Consider the following 16,721-nt stretch of genomic DNA (forward strand, 5'->3'; position numbering starts at 1 on the left):
GGCCTGAACGCCCCTTGAGAGTGTCCAGAAAAACTTGACCACCACACCGGAAAGGCGGTATCTGGAAGCTCCTCTACGGTCACTCGCTGGCCATCGTCTTTTCCATCCTTTTTGTCGGGAGCTTCTTCCTGCATCTGGCCGGGAGCTGGCGCGCAGCGGTGGATGAGCAGGTCGCCCGGGGCCTGCCCGCCCCTACCTGCTGGGGGCACCTGTGGAGCAGCGGCTTCTGGTTTGAATCCTTTCAGAACTGGCAGAGCGAGTTTCTCGCGGTCCTCGCGCTGGTAGTGCTGACGATCTTCCTGCGCCAGAAAGATTCGCCCCAGTCCAAACCCTTGGCTGCGCCGCACAGCCAGACGGGGGACTGAACCCCCGGCCAGCCCACTCACGCGAACCGGCGTTTGCCGGATCGTTACAATGGGCCTTACGGTGGAGAACTCCTGGGGAGGGGTGAACGTGGACCAGTTGCCCAGCCCGAAAGACGCTCCAAACGACGAGTCCCGGCAGTTCGCACGAGCTGAGACTCTGCCAGACCTTGCGCATGCGAATCGCATATACAACTTGGGTCCAAAGAGGTTCCTGCCATAGGATTGACACGCCGAGGCAACCTACCATCTACCGGGGGAACAAATGGACATCGAATCGAGGCTGGCAGTTCTCGAACAAAACCTGATGGAACGGCTAGCAGCGGAAATCGCGCAGGATGCTGTTCTAGACGCGTTGATAGCAACACACCCTGATCAACGGGCGGTTCGAGATGTATACCAGGCCATTTCTGCATATCGTTTAACGCAATTCGGCGACCTGGGGTTCGAGCAGCAGGCACCCGCAAAGAGTGTCGCTAATGTGTTTGGACTGCTTCGTGAGCAGTTCGACGCTTGGCAGGGGAAGCTCTCGGCGGACATCTGACCGCAAGCCAGCAATTGCACAGCTGGCAGGCGAGTCGACCACGCCCGGCCGCGGCCAACACCCACGCCGGCACGACGGGTTCCCAGCTTAGAACTATTTCGCCATCGTCTCTCCCATCGCCGAGCGCTGGATCCAGCTCATCCCTGAGCCGCCTTTGTAGCCATCAGCGTGCTGAATTGCCGGGTCCTCAAGCGCGCTCTCGAGGGAGGGGGGCAGCCTGCCCAGCAGCTGCTGCGAGCGTTGTTCATAGTAGTTCAGCTTGGCCGAGTCGAATTCGGCATCACGTACGCGGTCATACGAAGTTGCGCACGGGGTGGCCCGGTCCTGGTGACCACCCCAGCTTAGCTGGGGTGGGCGACGGTGTGGTGCGTACGTCGGATTGGTGGACAGATCTTTGCAAAGCAGGGCCCGCTACTACGGGTTGGGTTGCTGGCCTTGTCTCTCGAGGCGGGCTTTCTGCAGGCGGCCCATCTGGCGGACTTTGGGAATGGCCGGGTCAGGTTCGGGCTCTACAGTGAGCTGTATTCCGCCGGGAATAAGTTCCAGCTTCAGGCGGGCGCCTACGTCCAACCCTGCCCTGCGCATCCAGAGGCCACGCAGTTTTACGCAGGGGATGGGGATGTCATCGTACTCGTCGTTGCCGCCGGGGTGGTACAGGGCCTCGACGCGGACGCGGGCGGGCTGGCTCACGTGAAGCTTGCGCCTGGGGAGTTCGGAAGACGGGGTGTCAGGCCGGGAACTGTGCATGGTGGACCTCCAATAGGATCTCCCTCGCCGGATGGCGAGGGAGTCGGGAGGCTGAGAACCGCTGTAACCTTCGGCGCGACGTATTTCCACGAGGGTGTTGTATTTCGCCACCCACCCGACGCATGACATCAATCTTCAACTGGTTACAGTGGAGTTTCTCAGGCTCCGAGCACACACCATGCGTTGGAGGGGAGCTTACCGCCAATTGTTTCTTTCTTGAGTTCGGCGTGTTTCGAGTGAGTCTGTCTACCGTGACGCCGTGATCCGCCTGATCGCCGCCATTTGCTTGCGGCACGTCGCGTTCCGGATGGAACCGCATCACGTTGCGCGTTGAGCGATGGGTGGCGTCGTGGGGATGTTGACGCCGGAATGGGATGTCACATCTGGCATGGAGTGCGCGGTTGATCTGGTGTCCATGCGTTAATGGGCCGATCGTTGTTATCGGCGGTCGTCTTGCGACCGACCCTACCAATTCGTCGGCCGGACGGGTGCGGTAGGGTCGCATCCCTATCGACCGCCGATGGCGGGTCACCGCGCGATAGGGCATGACGTTTGGAGCAAATGCGGTTGCGTTTGGCGTCCATGCATCAATTGCCGACCATCTCGGCGCTGACGCTACGACAGCCTGCCTTCGCGCAGGTGGTAGCTCCGATGCACGATGCCATCGGGGAGTTCGTCATGGGTGATCATCACCAGGCTTCTGCCATGCAGCGCAGCCACCATGTCATGCAGCAAGGCATGCGCGGTATCCACATCCAGCCCTTCGGTGGGCTCATCCAGCAGCAGGATGGGTGAGCCGCGAAGCAAGGCGCGCGCCAGCGCCAAGCGGCGCGCCTGCCCGGCTGACATCGTGGCGCCGTTCTCGCCCACCCACGCGTTGAGCCCGCCGATCTGCGCCGCCCAGGTCTGCAGCCGCACATCAGCCAGTACCTGCCACAGCCGCTCATCAGTAGCCTGCGCATCGCCCAGCCGCAGGTTGTCTGCGATGCTGCCGGCGAACACCGGCGCGCTCTGCGGCAACCACGCAATCTGCTTGTGCCACGCGTCCTGGGCGACGTTGCGGATGTCCTGCCCGCCGTACAGCACGCGTCCTTCGTCGGGGTCCCACAGGCGCAGCAGCAGCGCGGACAAGGTGGTCTTGCCGCTGCCGCTGTCACCGCGAATGGCAATGCGATCACCCGGCGCCACGGTGAGCTGCACGCCCTCCAGCAGCGCCCTCGCCTGCCCCGGCCAACGGAACGTCACCTGTTCCAGCTGCAGCGCAGCTGCTTGGGCAGGCAGTGCTACCGGTGCCGTTGCATCCTGCACCCCCGGCGGCTGGTCCACGATGCTTTCCAGACGTGCCGCTGCTACGCGCCCGGACAGCCACGACTGCCAGGCCAGGCCGATGCCGGCCCACAGTTCGATCAGGGCCACGGTGAGGAACACCAGCGCAGCCGCCAGCGCCGCATCAATCGCGCCGCGCTCGAACCCGCTCAGCGCCACCCACAGCATGCCGACCAGTCCAACCGAGGCGCACAGCCCGTGCAGCGCGTTGCCGCCCACCAGCCGCCAGCGGCGGCGGCGGTCGCGCGAGCGCAGCTGCTTGGCCGCGACCAGCACGCGCAGGTTCCAGTCTTCGCGCGCATGAAGTGCGGTGAGGTCGGCCGCGCCTTCCAGCCCTTCAAACGCCTGCGTGCGCAGCTGTGCACGGTGCAGCGCGCGGTCGCGCTCCTGCCCGCCGGCGCCGCGGACGGTAAGCCAGGGCACGCCCACGCCGATGGCCAGCGCCAGCACAGCCAGCAACAACGCGGCCGGCGGGTAGATCAGGCCGGCGGAGAACACGGCCACCAGCGAAACGCCGCCCAACGCCAGCAGTGGGCCGATGGCGCGCACCAGCAGGCCGTCCACTTCGCCGATGTCCGACATCAGCCGCGCCAGCAACTCGCCGGTGCGGATGCCGGCCAGCCGCGCCGGTGCCAGCGGCAGCGCGCGGCGGAAGAACCACACGCGCAGGTCGCGGGCGATGCGCAGGGTGACGTCGTGCCCGACCAGTTTTTCGAAATAGCGCGAGACGATGCGCGCCATGGTCAGGCCGCGGATGCCGGCCGAGGGCGAGAAGAAATTGAACCCGCTGCCCAGCCCGGCCGCACCGGCCAGGGCGGCGGCGGTCAGGAAGCCACCGGACAGGCCGAGCAGCGCGGTGCCGGCCAGCATCGTGGTCCACAGCAGCAGCACGGTGAGCAGCAGGCGGCCGCGATGGCGGGTGAACACCTGCTTCAGCGAATCGTCGCGGTGCGGGCTCATGCCGGCTCCTCCGTGGTCTGCGCGCGGCCACTGGCGGTGAGCACCAGCCGCGTGTCGGCCCAGCGCATGGCGGTGTCGCTGTGGGTGGCGATGACCACGGCGCGGTCGCGGGCGAACGCGGCCAGGGTCTGCAGCAGCGCAGCTTCGGTGTCCGGATCGAGGAAGGCGGTGGGCTCATCCAGCAGCAACAACTGCGGGTCGCGCAGCAGCAGCCGCGCCAGGCCGATCCGCCGTGCTTCGCCGCCGGACAGGCCGAAGCCGCGCTCGCCGATCACGGTGTCCAGGCCATCGGGCAGGTGCGCCGCGAAGCGCATCACCTGGGCCGCTTCGGCTACTGCGTGCAGGCGTGCGTCGCTCACGCCGGGGTCGGCCAGGCGCAGGTTGTCGGCGATGCTGCCATGGAACAGATACGGGCGTTGCCCGGCGTAACCGACCTCCAGCCCTGGGCGCAGCACAATGCTGCCCTCGCGTGGCGGCAACCAGCCGGCCAGCGCTTCCAGCAGCGTGCTCTTGCCGCTGCCGCTGGGCCCCACCAGGGCCAGGCGCTGGCCCGCCTCAATCTGGAAGGACAGCTGCTGCACCACATCGTGCGAGGCGCCCAACGGGCGCAGCACGAGGTTGCGCACGACCACCGGCGGTACATGCTGCTCCAGCAGCTCCGGCGCGCGCGCGGCTGGCGCCGCTTCTTCGACGGCGGCAGCAGCGGGCAGCTCGCCCAGCAGGCGCTCCACTTCCGCAGCGGCGGCCAGTGCGTTGGCGCGGTCGTGGTAATGCGCGGCCAGCCGCCGCAGCGGTGCGTAAAACTCCGGGGCCAGCAGCAGGCAGAACATGCCCGCGCCCAAGGTGGGCACGGCGGCATGCAGCGACATCAGGCCCAGATAGCTCAGGCCCAGGTACAGCGCGACCATGGCCACGCTGACCGAGGCGAAGAACTCCAGCACGGTGGAGGACAAAAACGCGATGCGCAGCACTTTCAGGGTGCGCTCGCGCACGCCTTCGGCGGCGGCGGCCACGCCCTCCAGTTCGGCGTCACCACGCCCGTACAGGCGCAGCAGGCCCAGGCCCTTGATGCGGTCGGCGAAGTGGCCGCTCATCCGCGCCAGCTCACCAAGCTGCGCACGGCCGGCGGCTTCCGCGCCCCAGCCCACCAGCATCATGAAGAACGGCACCAGCGGCGCGGTGAACAGCAGGATCAGCGCTACCACCCAATCCACCCAGGCCACGGCCAGCAGGATGAGCAGCGGCACGACCACCACTTCGATCCGCACCGGCTGGTAGCCGGCGTAGTAGCTCTCCACCGCGTCGGCATGGGCAAGCATCAGTTCGCCGAGCTCGCCGGTACGTTGCTGGCGCAGCCACAGCGGCCCCAACCCCAACAGGCGCCGGTACACCCGCTCGCGCAGGGTCAGCCGGGCCGCATCGGCCACATCGCCGGCGGCGGCCTGGGTGGCGCTGCCCAGCAGGGTCCGCACCGCCAATACCGCCAGCAGGCCCAACAGCACCGGGATGGCGGCGGCCACGGGACGGTGCTCGACCAGCACCGCCTGGATCAACCAGGCGATGGCCGCGGCTTGCCCGATCAGCAGTGCGCCGGACATACATATGCATAGCGCGGCCAGGCGCTGGCGGCGGCGGGCGCTGGCGGCCAGCCCATTCAGCCAATGCAGGCGCTGCCGGCGCAGGGCGGTGGTCTCGATGGCGGACGCGTCGGGGGGTATGCTCAAAGCGGATCACTGGCGGCCACAGGGAGGTACCGACCATTGTAAGGGGCGCCGGCCTACCCTCCCGGTGCGGCGCGCGGTCGCAGGTCGGATGCCTACGATCCCCCTCCCTGCCCGTTCGTACATTGATCTGAATCAAGGCTAATAGAAGTTGCTGGTCACAGAATTCACTCCGTAGACCCCCTTCCCGCCACCTGAAACGGCAAAACCCCACGAGGTAGCCAGGCCATGATCGATTCGACAGTCGTAGAACTGTCGCGGCTGCAGTTCGCTTTGACCGCGATGTACCACTTCCTCTTTGTTCCCCTCACGCTTGGCCTCTCGTTCCTGGTGGCCATCATGGAAAGCGTGTACGTCATGACCCGTAAACCGGTCTGGCGACAGATGACCCTGTTCTGGGGCACGCTGTTCGGCATCAACTTCGCCATCGGCGTGGCCACCGGCCTGGTGATGGAGTTCCAGTTCGGCATGAACTGGTCGTACTACAGCCACTACGTGGGCGATATCTTCGGTGCGCCGCTGGCCATTGAAGGGCTGATGGCGTTCTTCCTGGAAGCCACGCTGGTGGGCCTGTTCTTCTTCGGCTGGAAGCGGCTGACCCCGGTCAAGCACCTGGCGGTGACCTGGTTCATGGCACTGGGCACCAACCTGTCGGCGGTGTGGATCCTGATCGCCAACGGCTGGATGCAGAACCCCACCGGCGCGGTGTTCAACCCGGACACGATGCGCATGGAAGTGGTGGATTTTGCCGCGGTGCTGTTCAACCCGGTGGCCCAGGCCAAGTTCGTGCATACGGTCAGCGCAGGCTACGTGACCGGCGCGATCTTCGTGATGGGCATCAGCGCGTTCTACCTGCTGCGCGACAAGCACAAGGACATGGCGCGCCGTTCGTTCGCGGTGGCTGCGGCGTTCGGCCTGCTGTCGTCGCTGTCGGTGGTGGTGCTGGGTGACGAAAGCGGTTATGCCGCCAGCGAACACCAGAAGATGAAGCTGGCCGCGATCGAGGCGATGTGGGAAACCGAGCGTGCCCCGGCCGATTTCACCGCCTTCGGCATTCCCAACCAGACGACCCAGCAGAACGATTTCGCCATCAAGATTCCGTACCTGATGGGCCTGATCGCCACGCGTTCGTTCAACCAGCCCATTCCGGGCATCCTGGAACTGGTGGAACGCGCCGAGCACCGCATCAAGGGCGGGCAGCTGGCGTACGGCGCGCTGGAGCGCGTGCGCAAGGACAAGAACGATGTCGAGGCGCGCGAGATGTTCGACCGCCACTGGCAGGATCTGGGCCATGGCCTGCTGCTGAAGCGTTACCGCGATGACATCCTCAACGCCACGCCGGAGGAAATCTCCAAGGCGGCGATGGACACCGTGCCGCGCGTTGCACCACTGTTCTGGACCTTCCGCATCATGGCCGGGCTGGGCTTCTACCTGATCGCGTTCTTCGCGGTGGCCTTCTACTTCTCCTGCCGCAACACCTTCCACGAGAAGCGCTGGTTCCTGCGGTTGGCGGTGTGGTCGATTCCGGCGCCGTGGATTGCGATCGAGTGTGGCTGGTTCGTGGCCGAATACGGCCGCCAGCCGTGGGCGGTGGACGGCGTGCTGCCCACCTTCTACGCCGCGTCCGGGCTGGCCCTGCATGAAATCCTGACCACGCTGGCGGTGTTTACGCTGACCTATACGGTGCTGCTGATCATCGAGGTGAAGCTGATGCTCAAGACGATCCGCACCGGGCCGGCCGACATTCTTCCGTCGCTGCAGCCTTCACGCACGCCGCTTCCCCACCATGCCGCCACGCCGGCCCCCGGCCAGGCATAAGGCAGGAGATTCCAGATGGACATTCTTGGACTTGATTACACCACGCTGCGCGTGATCTGGTGGCTGCTGCTGGGCATCCTGCTGGTGGGCTGGGCGGTGATGGACGGCTTCGACCTGGGCGTGGGCACCCTGCTCCCATTCGTGGCCAAGACCGATGAAGAACGGCGCACGGTGATCAATACCGTGGGCCCGGTATGGGAAGGCAACCAGGTATGGCTGGTGCTCGGTGGCGGTGCGATCTTCGCCGCGTGGCCGCCGCTGTATGCGGTGAGCTTCTCCGGCTTCTATCTTGCGATCTTCGCGATGCTGTTCGGGCTGATCCTGCGCCCGGTGGGCTTCAAGTACCGCAGCAAGATGCCGAGCAAGCGCTGGCGCGACACGTGGGACTGGGTGCTGTTCGTGGGTGGGCTGCTGCCGGCGCTGATTGCCAGCGTGGCGGTGGGCAACGTGCTGCTGGGCGTGCCGTACCACTTCGATGACAGCATGCGCATCTTCTACACCGGTTCGTTCTTCGGCCTGCTCACCCCGTTCGCGCTGCTGGCCGGGCTGGTCGGCGTGGCGATGATGGTGTCGCACGGTGCGGCCATGCTGGTGCTGAAGACCGACGGCCCGGTGGCCGAGCGTTCGGCGCGTTACGGCAGCATTGCCGCGCTGCTCAGCTTCGTGCTGTTCGCTGCGGGCGGCGCCTGGGTGGCCTTCGGCCTGCCGGGCTACGAGATCACCTCGCAGGTGGTCACCGACGGCCCGACCAACCCGCTGTTGAAGACCGCTGCGGTGGGCACGGCGGCCGGTGGCTGGCTGCGCAACTACAGCAGCATGCCGCTGACCCTGGTGTTCCCGCTGCTGGGCCTGGCCGGTGCACTGGCCAGCGCGGTGCTGCTGCGGGCCCGCCGCGGCATGGCCGCGTTCCTGGCTTCGGGCGCGTCGATTGCCGGCATCATCCTCACCGTGGGCTTTGCGATCTTCCCGTTCCTGCTGCCTTCTTCCAGCCAGCCCAGTGGCAGCCTGACGGTGTGGGATGCCTCGTCCAGCCAGCTCACGCTGTTCATCATGCTGGTGGCCACGGTGATCTTCCTGCCGATCATCATTGCCTACACCAGCTGGGTCTACCGGGTGATGAAGGGCAAGACCACGGCCGAAGACATGGCCGACAACCCGAACGCGTATTGATACTGCCCATCGTGCCGACCCACGGTCGGCACCTACCGAAGTGACATTGGAGGTTTTGCCATGTGGTATTTCGCCTGGATCCTCGGCACCGGCCTGGCCTCGGCCGCCGCCATCCTCAACGGCATGTGGTTCGAAGCACGAGAGGTCGGCGCCACCGACCGCGACGCCCGGTAGCACACGACCGTTGGTCGTGTGACCTTTCAAAAAAAGGTTGCCGATAATCCCTTCACACCGTATCCTTGTCGGCTCCTTCGGGGTGTAGCTCAGTCTGGTAGAGCGCTACGTTCGGGACGTAGAGGTCGCAGGTTCGAATCCTGTCTCCCCGACCACTCCGGTGGTCGCATTGAAGCCTGGAAACCTGATTTCCAGGCTTTTTTGTCAAGGTCGTGGCAACACGGCATCCGAAGGTGAACAAACGGTCCCCCTTGCCGCCGAACGGCGGGATCGATACAATAGGCGGCTCCTTACGGGGTGTAGCTCAGTCTGGTAGAGCGCTACGTTCGGGACGTAGAGGTCGCAGGTTCGAATCCTGTCTCCCCGACCATACAAGTGGTCACATTGAAGCCTGGAAGACATCATGTCCTCCGGGCTTTTTTGTATCTGTCGCCCGCAGGCAGCCACGCAGTGCGTGGCGCTACCGCGCGTACAATGCGGCAGCGTTTGTCCTTCACGGCCTGCGCCGAGCGCCCGCACTCCGCTGCACCCCCACGTGCCGCGCCACCTGCAAGAGATTCCTGCCATGACCCCTGCCGATCCTCATTCCACGTCCCTGCTGCGCGGACGCGTGCTGGCGTTTTCCGCCATCCTGCTGGCCGCGCTGAACCTGCGTACGGCGGTGACCTCGATCACCCCGCTGCTGGACCAGCTGGGCCAGACCTTCGGGTTCGGCACCACCATGACCGGCGTACTGGGCATGCTGCCCACGGCCTCGTTCGCGCTGTTCGGGGTGACCACGCCGATGGTGGCCCGCCGGATAGGGCTGGAACGCACCGCCCTGCTGGCCATGGTGCTGGCGGCGGTGGGCCTGCTGCTGCGCTCGATGGCCGGCGGCGTGGGCAGCCTGCTGTTCGGCTCGGTGGTGGCGCTGGCCGGCATGGGCATCGGCAACGTGGTGGTACCGCCGCTGGTGAAGCGCTACTTCGCCAACCGCGTGGGCACGGTGAGCACGCTTTATATAACGGTGCTGCAGCTGGGCACGATGGTGCCGGCGCTGATGGCGGTGCCACTGGCCGAACAGGCCGGCTGGCGGGTGTCGCTGGGCATCTGGGCGATCTTCGCGGTGGCCGCTGCCCTGCCCTGGATCGCGCTGGCCCGCCGCCGCCCGCATCCGGACCCGCTGGACACCGCCGCCGACCCGGCAGCGCAGCCACACGGCAAGGTCTGGCGCACGCCGCTGGCCTGGGGCATGGCGTTGATGTTCGGCATGACCTCGCTCATGACCTATTCGATGTTCACCTGGCTGCCGCGCATCGTGGTGGAAGCGGGGGCGACGCCGGCGTTCGGCGGGATCATGGTGGCCATCTTTGCGGCCCTGGGCCTGGTGCCGTCGCTGACCATGCCGGCGCTGGCGGTGCGGCTGCGCAATCCCTTCCCGCTGGTGATTGTCGGGTTCAGCGCGTTCCTCATCGCGTTCGCCGGGCTGCTGTTCGCGCCGATGAAGGCGCCGTGGCTGTGGGCGGTGCTGCTGGGCATCGGCCCCTCGACCTTCCCGCTGGCGCTGACCCTGATCAACCTGCGCACCCGCACCCCGGCCGGTTCGGCGGCGTTGTCCGGCTTCATGCAGGGCGTGGGCTATGCCTTCAGCTGCCTGGGCCCGTTCCTGTTCGGCTGGCTGCATGCCGTCAGCGGCGCTTGGTACCTGCCGTTCGGGTTCCTGCTGGTGTGCGCGGTGGTGTTGTTGTCCGCGTCGTGGGTGGCGTGCAAGCCGCAGAAGCTGGAAGACGTGTGGTAATCCAGAAGCATCCATTCGCAGTGACCACGGGTTTGCCACCCACGTCACATACCGTGCGCATGTTGTGACGTAGCGTGTCAGCAACTGACCCGCACTGCGAAACGGGAAGTTGGGTCTGCCCCGGTGCGCATCCCGCTGCCGGGGCCGATGAACGGTTTCAGGGTGTCCAGACCCCCGGAACAACGCCGTGGCGGCGGCCGGATGGTCTTTAAAATCAATCAGTTGAAGTATTGATCGCGTCTGTTTCCACAGCTGCGGAGGCCATCTTGCGTCTTAACAATTTGTCAACAAACGCCGTTTCGGGCACGATTGGCATGTGATGTGCGTCACATTTCACGCACAAACAGGTTCTTTTGAAGGGATGCTCCCGGGGGTTCCATGTACAAGCATCGGCCGCTGGCGCTCTGCGTCGGTTTGGTATGCGCCACACTCTGTCTGACCGCTCTGCCTGCTTCGGCGGCCACCTCGCGGGAAGATCACCTGGCGGAAATCAGCACCTACCGTGACCAGGCGCGCTGGCTTGACGCGCTGGGCGCGATCGAGCGCGCCCGGGCGGATGCGCCCAACGATGACCTGCTGTATCGCCTGCAGGTGCTCACCCTGTCCGACATCGGCAATGCGCACCGTGCGTGGCAGCTGTACCAGGCGCGTCCCGACCTGTTCGACGAGGCGCAGAAGCAGCGCTTCGAAGCCAACTACCTGGCCAAGCGGGTGGGCTGGAGCCTGGCCTACGGCGCCAGCGAAGACACCCGCCTGGACGAAGCCGAAGACGCGCTCGCGCAGATGGAGCGCTACCTGCAGCGCGACGGCCTCACCGTGCAGACCGCACCGCTGCGCATCCGCTATGACCGGCTGATCCTGCTCAACCGGCTGGGCCGCCACGAGCAGCTGCGCGACGAATACCGCGCCCTGCTCGCCGAAGGCCATGAGGTGCCGAACTACCTGATGGCGGCCGTAGGCGATTCGCTGATGGCCAGCCAGCATCCCGACGAGGCCATCCCGGTCCTGGAAGCGGCGCTCAAGGCCGATCCGGGCCGCTCCGAAGTGCATTCGGAACTGGCCTACGCGCACCTGGAAAGCGAGCGCGCCGATACCGCGATCAACGTGCTCACCCAGTGGCAGGCGCAGGAGCCGGCGTGGCGCTGGGCCAAGGGCGCACGCGCGCCCTACGCCAACTGGCCGCGCTATGAGGCCGATCTCAACCTGTCGATGATCCGCGCCTACAGCGGTGACCTGGCCACCGCCCAGCACGATCTGGAAAAGATGGTGGAACTGGCCCCGGCCAACGGCGGCACCCAGTCGTCGCTGGGCAACGTCTACATGATGCGCGGCTGGCCGCGGCGGGCGCTGGAGCGCTACAGCATGGCCAATACGCTGGACCCGCGCGACGTCTCGGCGCGCCTGGGCCAGTACGACGCCTACGTGCAGCTGCAGCGCGATGACCTGGCCCGGCCGATCCACGATTCCCTGCTGGAACGCTACCCGAACCAGTCCTCGGTGCAGCGCATGGACCGCAGCTGGAAGGCCCACCGCGGCTGGCAGCTGCATGCGTACGCCGAAGGCGGCCGCAGCGAAGGCGGCGGTGGCACCTCGCCGCTGGGCAACGACGATGCGCGTTACGGCGTGGAACTGCAGTCGCCGGTGATCGACGACCGCTGGCGCGTGGTGACCTTCGCCGACCGCCGCAGCGTGGATTTCCAGGACCAGACCATCCGCCCGCTGTGGTTCGGGCTGGGCACGCGCTACCGATTCGGCCGCGCCGACGCCGAACTGTTCGTCAACCGCGCCAATGACCACATCGGCGATACCGGCCTCAGCGCCGGGTTCGGCTGGCAGTTCAGCGATACCTGGCACGCCGGCGTGACGGCGGCACGCAACGCCGCCGATGCCTCGCTGCAGGCGCGCATTTCCGGCATCACCGCCGACAGCGTGGCACTGGCGGTGGATTACCGCCGCAACGAGCTCACCCACTGGAGCGCAGGCGCCAGCCAGTTCCGCTACGACGACGGCAACCGCCGCGACACGCTCAGCACCAGCATCGAACAGCGCCTGCTCACCCGCCCCACCCTGTTGCTGGATGGCCTGGGCAGCCTGTACGCCAGCCGCGGCAGCCGTGACGACGTGCCGTACTTCAATCCGTCCGAAGACCGTTCGGCGGAAATCGGCCTGCGCGTGGACCAGCAGTTGTGGCGCCACTACGAGCGGCATTTCCGCCACCGCCTGACCGTGTCGCTGGGCAATTACTGGCAGCAGGGTTTTGGCAGTGCGCTGGTGCCGTCGGCCGAGTATCGCCACGAGTGGCAGCTGGCCGATGGCCGGATCTTCGAATACGGGATCAGCTGGTCGCGGCCGGTCTACGACGGCAACCGTGAACGACACATCGGCCTTGATGCCGGCCTGCGCTGGGGACAATGAGATGCGACACATGGACTTGAAGCGCTTTACCTCCTGGCTGCTGCTGGCCGTGCTGGCCGTGTGCGGCAGTGCGCACGCCGCCCCGCCGGTGCTGGATTCGGCCGACAACGGGCTGCTGGTGCTCAGCTACCACGACATCCGCGACGACGTGGCCACCAAGGGCGACCCGGACGCGTACTCGGTGAGCACGCAGAACTTCGCCGCGCACCTGGACTGGCTCTCGGCGCACGGCTACCACCCGGTGTCGCTGTCGCAGCTGATCACCGCCTCGCAGGGCGGCGCGCCGCTGCCCCCGAAGCCGGTGCTGCTGACCTTCGATGACGGCCTGCGCAGCGTGTACAGCAAGGTGTTCCCGCTGCTGCGCGCCTACAACTACCCGGCGCTGGTGGCGGTGATCACCGATTACGTGGACATGCCCGCCGGTCGCCAGATCGATTACGGCTACCGCCCGTTCACCCGCGACGACTTCCTCACCTGGGAACAGCTGCGCGAGATGCAGCGCAGCGGCCTGGTTGAACTGGCCAGCCACACCGACAACCTGCACCACGGCGTGCAGTCCAACCCGCAGGGCAATTCGACCCCGGCGGTGATTACCCGCACCTACAACCCGGCCACGCAGCGCTACGAAACCGAAGCCGAGTACCAGGCACGGCTGCGTGCCGACCTGGGCCTGAGCGTGAAGCGCATCCAGGACAACGTAGGCGTGAGTCCGAAGGCGATCGTGTGGCCGTATGCAGCCTACAACGCGATGAGCAACCGCATCGCCGAAGAACTGGGCATGCCGGTGTCGTTCGACCTGGAAGGCCGCAGCACGCCGGTCACGCGCGACCTGCACGGCCTGGCCCGCCTGCTGGTGACCGGCAACCCGCCGGTGACCCAGCTGGCCTATGAGCTGCGCCGCGACGTCGAACGCGACGGCATGCGCGCCCTGCAGATCGACCTGGACGCGGTGTACGACAGCAACCCGGCCCAGCAGGCGAAGAACCTTGACGCGCTGCTCGAACGGGTCAAGAAGATCGGCCCCACCCACGTGTTCCTGCAGGCCTTCGCCGACCCGGACGGCAACGGCTCGGCCGATGCGCTGTACTTCCCCAACCGGCACCTGCCGATGCGCGCGGACCTGTTCAACCGCGTGGCCTGGCAGCTCAAGACCCGCGCTGGGGTGAAGGTGTACGCGTGGCTGCCGGTGCTGGGCTATGAACTCAAGGACCCGGCGATCCGCAAGGCGCTGGCGATCGAGAGTCCGGAAAGCGATGGCATCTTCCGGCTCGATTTCACCAACCCGAAGGTGCGTCACATCATCGACGACATCTACGAAGACCTGGCGATCAACTCGTACTTCGAGGGCCTGCTGTTCCACGACGATGCCTACCTGCGCGACACCGAGCTGGCCAACCTGCCGCAGGAGGGCGACGACGGCGCGCGTACCCAGGCGTTGATCGATTTCACCCTGGAACTGCGCAACGCCGCGCAGCGCTGGCGGCCGAAGCTGGCCACGGTGCGCAACCTGTACGCGCAGCCGGTGCTGCAGCCGCAGAGCGCGAGCTGGTTCGCGCAGCGCCTGGACCTGTTCAACAAGGCCTACGACCACACCGCGCTGATGGCGATGCCGTGGATGGAAGGCAGCCGCGACCCGCAGAAATGGCTGGACCGGCTGGTGCAGGCCGTGCGTGAGCACGACCCGCAGCTGTCACAGACGATGTTCGAGCTGCAGACGGTGGACTGGCGCACGCAGAAGCCGATTTCCGGCACGGTGCTGCGCGCCCAGATCCGGCGCCTGCAGGCGCAGGGCGTGCGTCATTTCGCCTGGTACCCGGATGACTTCATTGCCGGGAAGCCGTCCACCTACGATGCGCGCGCGGCCATGTCGGCACGCACCTTCCCGTACGAGGAAAAGTGAGGCCGCCATGCATCCGCTCCTCTACCTGCTGTTCCAGTTCGCCTTCTTCTACCCGATGGTGATGGCGTTCTTCTGGATGTCCGGGGGGTTGTATTACTTCTTCCGCCGCGAGCGGAAGGCGCGGCTGCGCGACGATCCGCCGCCGATGGACAGCTACCCGTTCGCGTCGATCCTGATCCCCTGCCACAACGAGGCCGACAACCTGGCCGATACGCTGGGCGCGGCGCTGGCGCAGAAGTACCCGGATTTCGAGGTGATCGCCATCAACGACGGCAGCCGCGACGATACCGGGGCCCGCCTGGATGCGATGGCCGCCGAACACCCGCGCCTGCGCGTGGTGCACCTGGACCGCAACCTGGGCAAGGCCAATGCACTGCGCATGGGCGCGCTGGCGGCACGTTCGGAATACCTGGTGTGCATCGATGGCGATGCGATGCTGGAAGAGCACGCCACCCACTGGATGGTCTGGCACCTCACCTCGGGCCCGCGCGTCGGCGCCGTCACCGGCAACCCGCGCATCCGCAACCGCTCCACCCTGCTGGGGCGGCTGCAGGTGGCCGAGTTCTCCTCGATCATCGGCATGATCAAGCGTGCGCAGCGCGTGTACGGGCGCATCTTCACCATTTCCGGGGTGATCGCCGGGTTCCGCCGCACCGCGCTGCACCGCATCGGCTACTGGGCCGATGACATGATCACCGAGGACATCGACATCAGCTGGCGGCTGCAGATCGACCACTGGGACATCCGCTACGAGCCGAACGCGCTGTGCTTCATCCTGATGCCGGAAACGCTCAAGGGGCTGTGGCGGCAGCGCCTGCGCTGGGCCCAGGGCGGCGTGGAAGTGCTGCTGCGGCATGGCCGTTCGCTGTTCGACTGGCGCAAGCGGCGCATGTGGGGGGTGCTGCTGGAATACATGTTCAGCGTGCTGTGGGCGTACACGATGCTGGCGATCATCGTGCTGTGGGCGCTGGGCAAGTTCATCCCGCTGCCGCAGGACCTGTACATCGCCACGCTGCTGCCGCAATGGCACGGCGTGATCCTGGCGCTGGTGTGCCTGCTGCAGTTCGCGAGCAGCCTGATCATCGACCGCCGCTACGAAACCCATATTGGACGTAATTACTTCTGGGTGATCTGGTACCCGATGGCGTACTGGCTCATCAGTCTGTTCACGACCCTGGTGGCACTGCCCAAGACGCTGTTGAAGCGTCGCGGCAAGCGCGCGATCTGGGTCAGTCCTGACCGGGGTATACGATGAACGCTTCCAAGCCGACCCGCCGCTACGACTCCCGCCTGATCCGCAAGACACGCCAGCAGCCACGGCTGCAGCGCACCGCGTGGGGGTTTGTCACCATCGCGTTCTGGGGCTTCTATTTCTACCTCTGGGCGCCGCTGATCACCGCCCTTTCCTGGCTGCTCGGTGGGCAGCTGGCCTGGCTGCAGCTGTACGAGTACAAGCAGAGCGTGGACCCGTTCATCGTCATCGCGCTGCCGGTGATGCTGGTGTGCTGTTCGGTGCTGCTGATCGCCTGGGCGGAATACAACCGCATGCGTTTCGCCGGCAAGGACCGGCGCAATGCGCGCGCGGATGTGTCGCTGGAAGAGATCGCGCACAACCTGGGCGCCAGCCCGGCGTTGGCCGCGCAGCTGGCCAGCGGCAAAGCGGTGACCCTGCACATGGATGACCACGCCAGGCCGATCGGCCTGACCAACCAGAACATCCAGATGAGATGACGGGTGGAGCCACGCCCTGCGTGGCTGCCCCGGATGTGTAGAACCCTTCACATCCCCGACCCAGCCCAGGCGTACG

The 16,721-nt window shown here is 66.2% G+C and carries 12 protein-coding genes, 2 tRNA genes and 1 pseudogene; 12 read left to right on the forward strand and 3 right to left on the reverse strand.

What is annotated here, in order from left to right; translation table 11 throughout:
- Nucleotides 1–41: 41 nt before the first annotated feature.
- Nucleotides 42–365 (forward strand): annotated as a pseudogene (locus AC06E7_RS00005) (DUF6766 family protein); the annotation flags it as partial.
- Between the two features lie 262 nt (nt 366–627).
- Entirely contained in the window at nt 628–906 is a 279-nt protein-coding gene (locus tag AC06E7_RS00010; RefSeq protein WP_068853161.1) for a hypothetical protein, read from the forward strand.
- A 414-nt stretch (nt 907–1,320) separates the two neighbouring features.
- On the opposite strand, the gene AC06E7_RS00015 is transcribed toward AC06E7_RS00010, so the two are convergent.
- The 3 genes from AC06E7_RS00015 to cydD all read right to left on the reverse strand — a co-directional run bounded on the left by AC06E7_RS00015 (nt 1,321) and on the right by cydD (nt 5,663).
- A complete protein-coding gene (locus tag AC06E7_RS00015) occupies nt 1,321–1,596 on the reverse strand; it encodes a SymE family type I addiction module toxin (RefSeq protein ID WP_306988117.1) in 276 nt (91 codons plus the stop codon).
- Nucleotides 1,597–2,268: 672 nt separating this feature from the next.
- A complete protein-coding gene (cydC, locus tag AC06E7_RS00020) occupies nt 2,269–3,939 on the reverse strand; it encodes a thiol reductant ABC exporter subunit CydC (protein WP_478062346.1) in 1,671 nt (556 codons plus the stop codon).
- Nucleotides 3,936–5,663 carry a thiol reductant ABC exporter subunit CydD gene (cydD, locus tag AC06E7_RS00025; protein WP_478062347.1) on the reverse strand — a complete coding sequence of 576 codons (1,728 nt, stop codon included), beginning with the start codon at nt 5,661–5,663 and terminating at the stop codon, nt 3,936–3,938. Before cydD ends, cydC begins: the two co-directional genes overlap by 4 nt.
- A 225-nt stretch (nt 5,664–5,888) precedes the next feature.
- On the opposite strand from cydD, the gene AC06E7_RS00030 reads away from it, so the two are divergent.
- The 10 genes from AC06E7_RS00030 to pgaD all read left to right on the forward strand — a co-directional run bounded on the left by AC06E7_RS00030 (nt 5,889) and on the right by pgaD (nt 16,645).
- On the forward strand, nt 5,889–7,478 hold the full coding sequence (locus AC06E7_RS00030; RefSeq protein WP_068853169.1) for a cytochrome ubiquinol oxidase subunit I: 1,590 nt from the start codon (nt 5,889–5,891) through the stop codon (nt 7,476–7,478).
- A gap of 15 nt (nt 7,479–7,493) precedes the next feature.
- Complete coding sequence (gene cydB, locus AC06E7_RS00035; protein ID WP_068853172.1) at nt 7,494–8,648, forward strand: cytochrome d ubiquinol oxidase subunit II; 1,155 nt, start codon at nt 7,494–7,496, stop codon at nt 8,646–8,648.
- A 60-nt stretch (nt 8,649–8,708) separates the two neighbouring features.
- Nucleotides 8,709–8,822 carry a cytochrome bd-I oxidase subunit CydX gene (gene cydX / locus AC06E7_RS00040; protein WP_093532473.1) on the forward strand — a complete coding sequence of 38 codons (114 nt, stop codon included), beginning with the start codon at nt 8,709–8,711 and terminating at the stop codon, nt 8,820–8,822.
- Nucleotides 8,823–8,900: 78 nt separating this feature from the next.
- Nucleotides 8,901–8,977: transfer RNA gene (locus AC06E7_RS00045), tRNA-Pro, on the forward strand.
- A 138-nt stretch (nt 8,978–9,115) separates the two neighbouring features.
- Nucleotides 9,116–9,192, forward strand: a tRNA-Pro gene (locus AC06E7_RS00050).
- Between the two features lie 195 nt (nt 9,193–9,387).
- Entirely contained in the window at nt 9,388–10,599 is a 1,212-nt protein-coding gene (locus AC06E7_RS00055; protein WP_478062350.1) for a CynX/NimT family MFS transporter, read from the forward strand.
- A 378-nt stretch (nt 10,600–10,977) separates the two neighbouring features.
- Nucleotides 10,978–13,014 carry a poly-beta-1,6 N-acetyl-D-glucosamine export porin PgaA gene (gene pgaA, locus AC06E7_RS00060; protein ID WP_184126604.1) on the forward strand — a complete coding sequence of 679 codons (2,037 nt, stop codon included), beginning with the start codon at nt 10,978–10,980 and terminating at the stop codon, nt 13,012–13,014.
- Nucleotides 13,015–13,030: 16 nt separating this feature from the next.
- A complete protein-coding gene (gene pgaB, locus AC06E7_RS00065) occupies nt 13,031–14,914 on the forward strand; it encodes a poly-beta-1,6-N-acetyl-D-glucosamine N-deacetylase PgaB (protein WP_478063596.1) in 1,884 nt (627 codons plus the stop codon).
- Between the two features lie 7 nt (nt 14,915–14,921).
- Nucleotides 14,922–16,169 (forward strand): poly-beta-1,6-N-acetyl-D-glucosamine synthase, encoded by a 1,248-nt coding sequence (gene pgaC / locus AC06E7_RS00070; RefSeq protein WP_093532469.1) that lies wholly within the window; start codon nt 14,922–14,924, stop codon nt 16,167–16,169.
- Nucleotides 16,166–16,645, forward strand: a complete 480-nt coding sequence (gene pgaD / locus AC06E7_RS00075) for a poly-beta-1,6-N-acetyl-D-glucosamine biosynthesis protein PgaD (RefSeq protein WP_478062352.1) — start codon at nt 16,166–16,168, stop codon at nt 16,643–16,645. Before pgaC ends, pgaD begins: the two co-directional genes overlap by 4 nt.
- The last annotated feature ends 76 nt before the right edge of the window (nt 16,646–16,721 follow it).

Source organism: Stenotrophomonas sp. Steno-Z4, assembly GCF_056393145.1.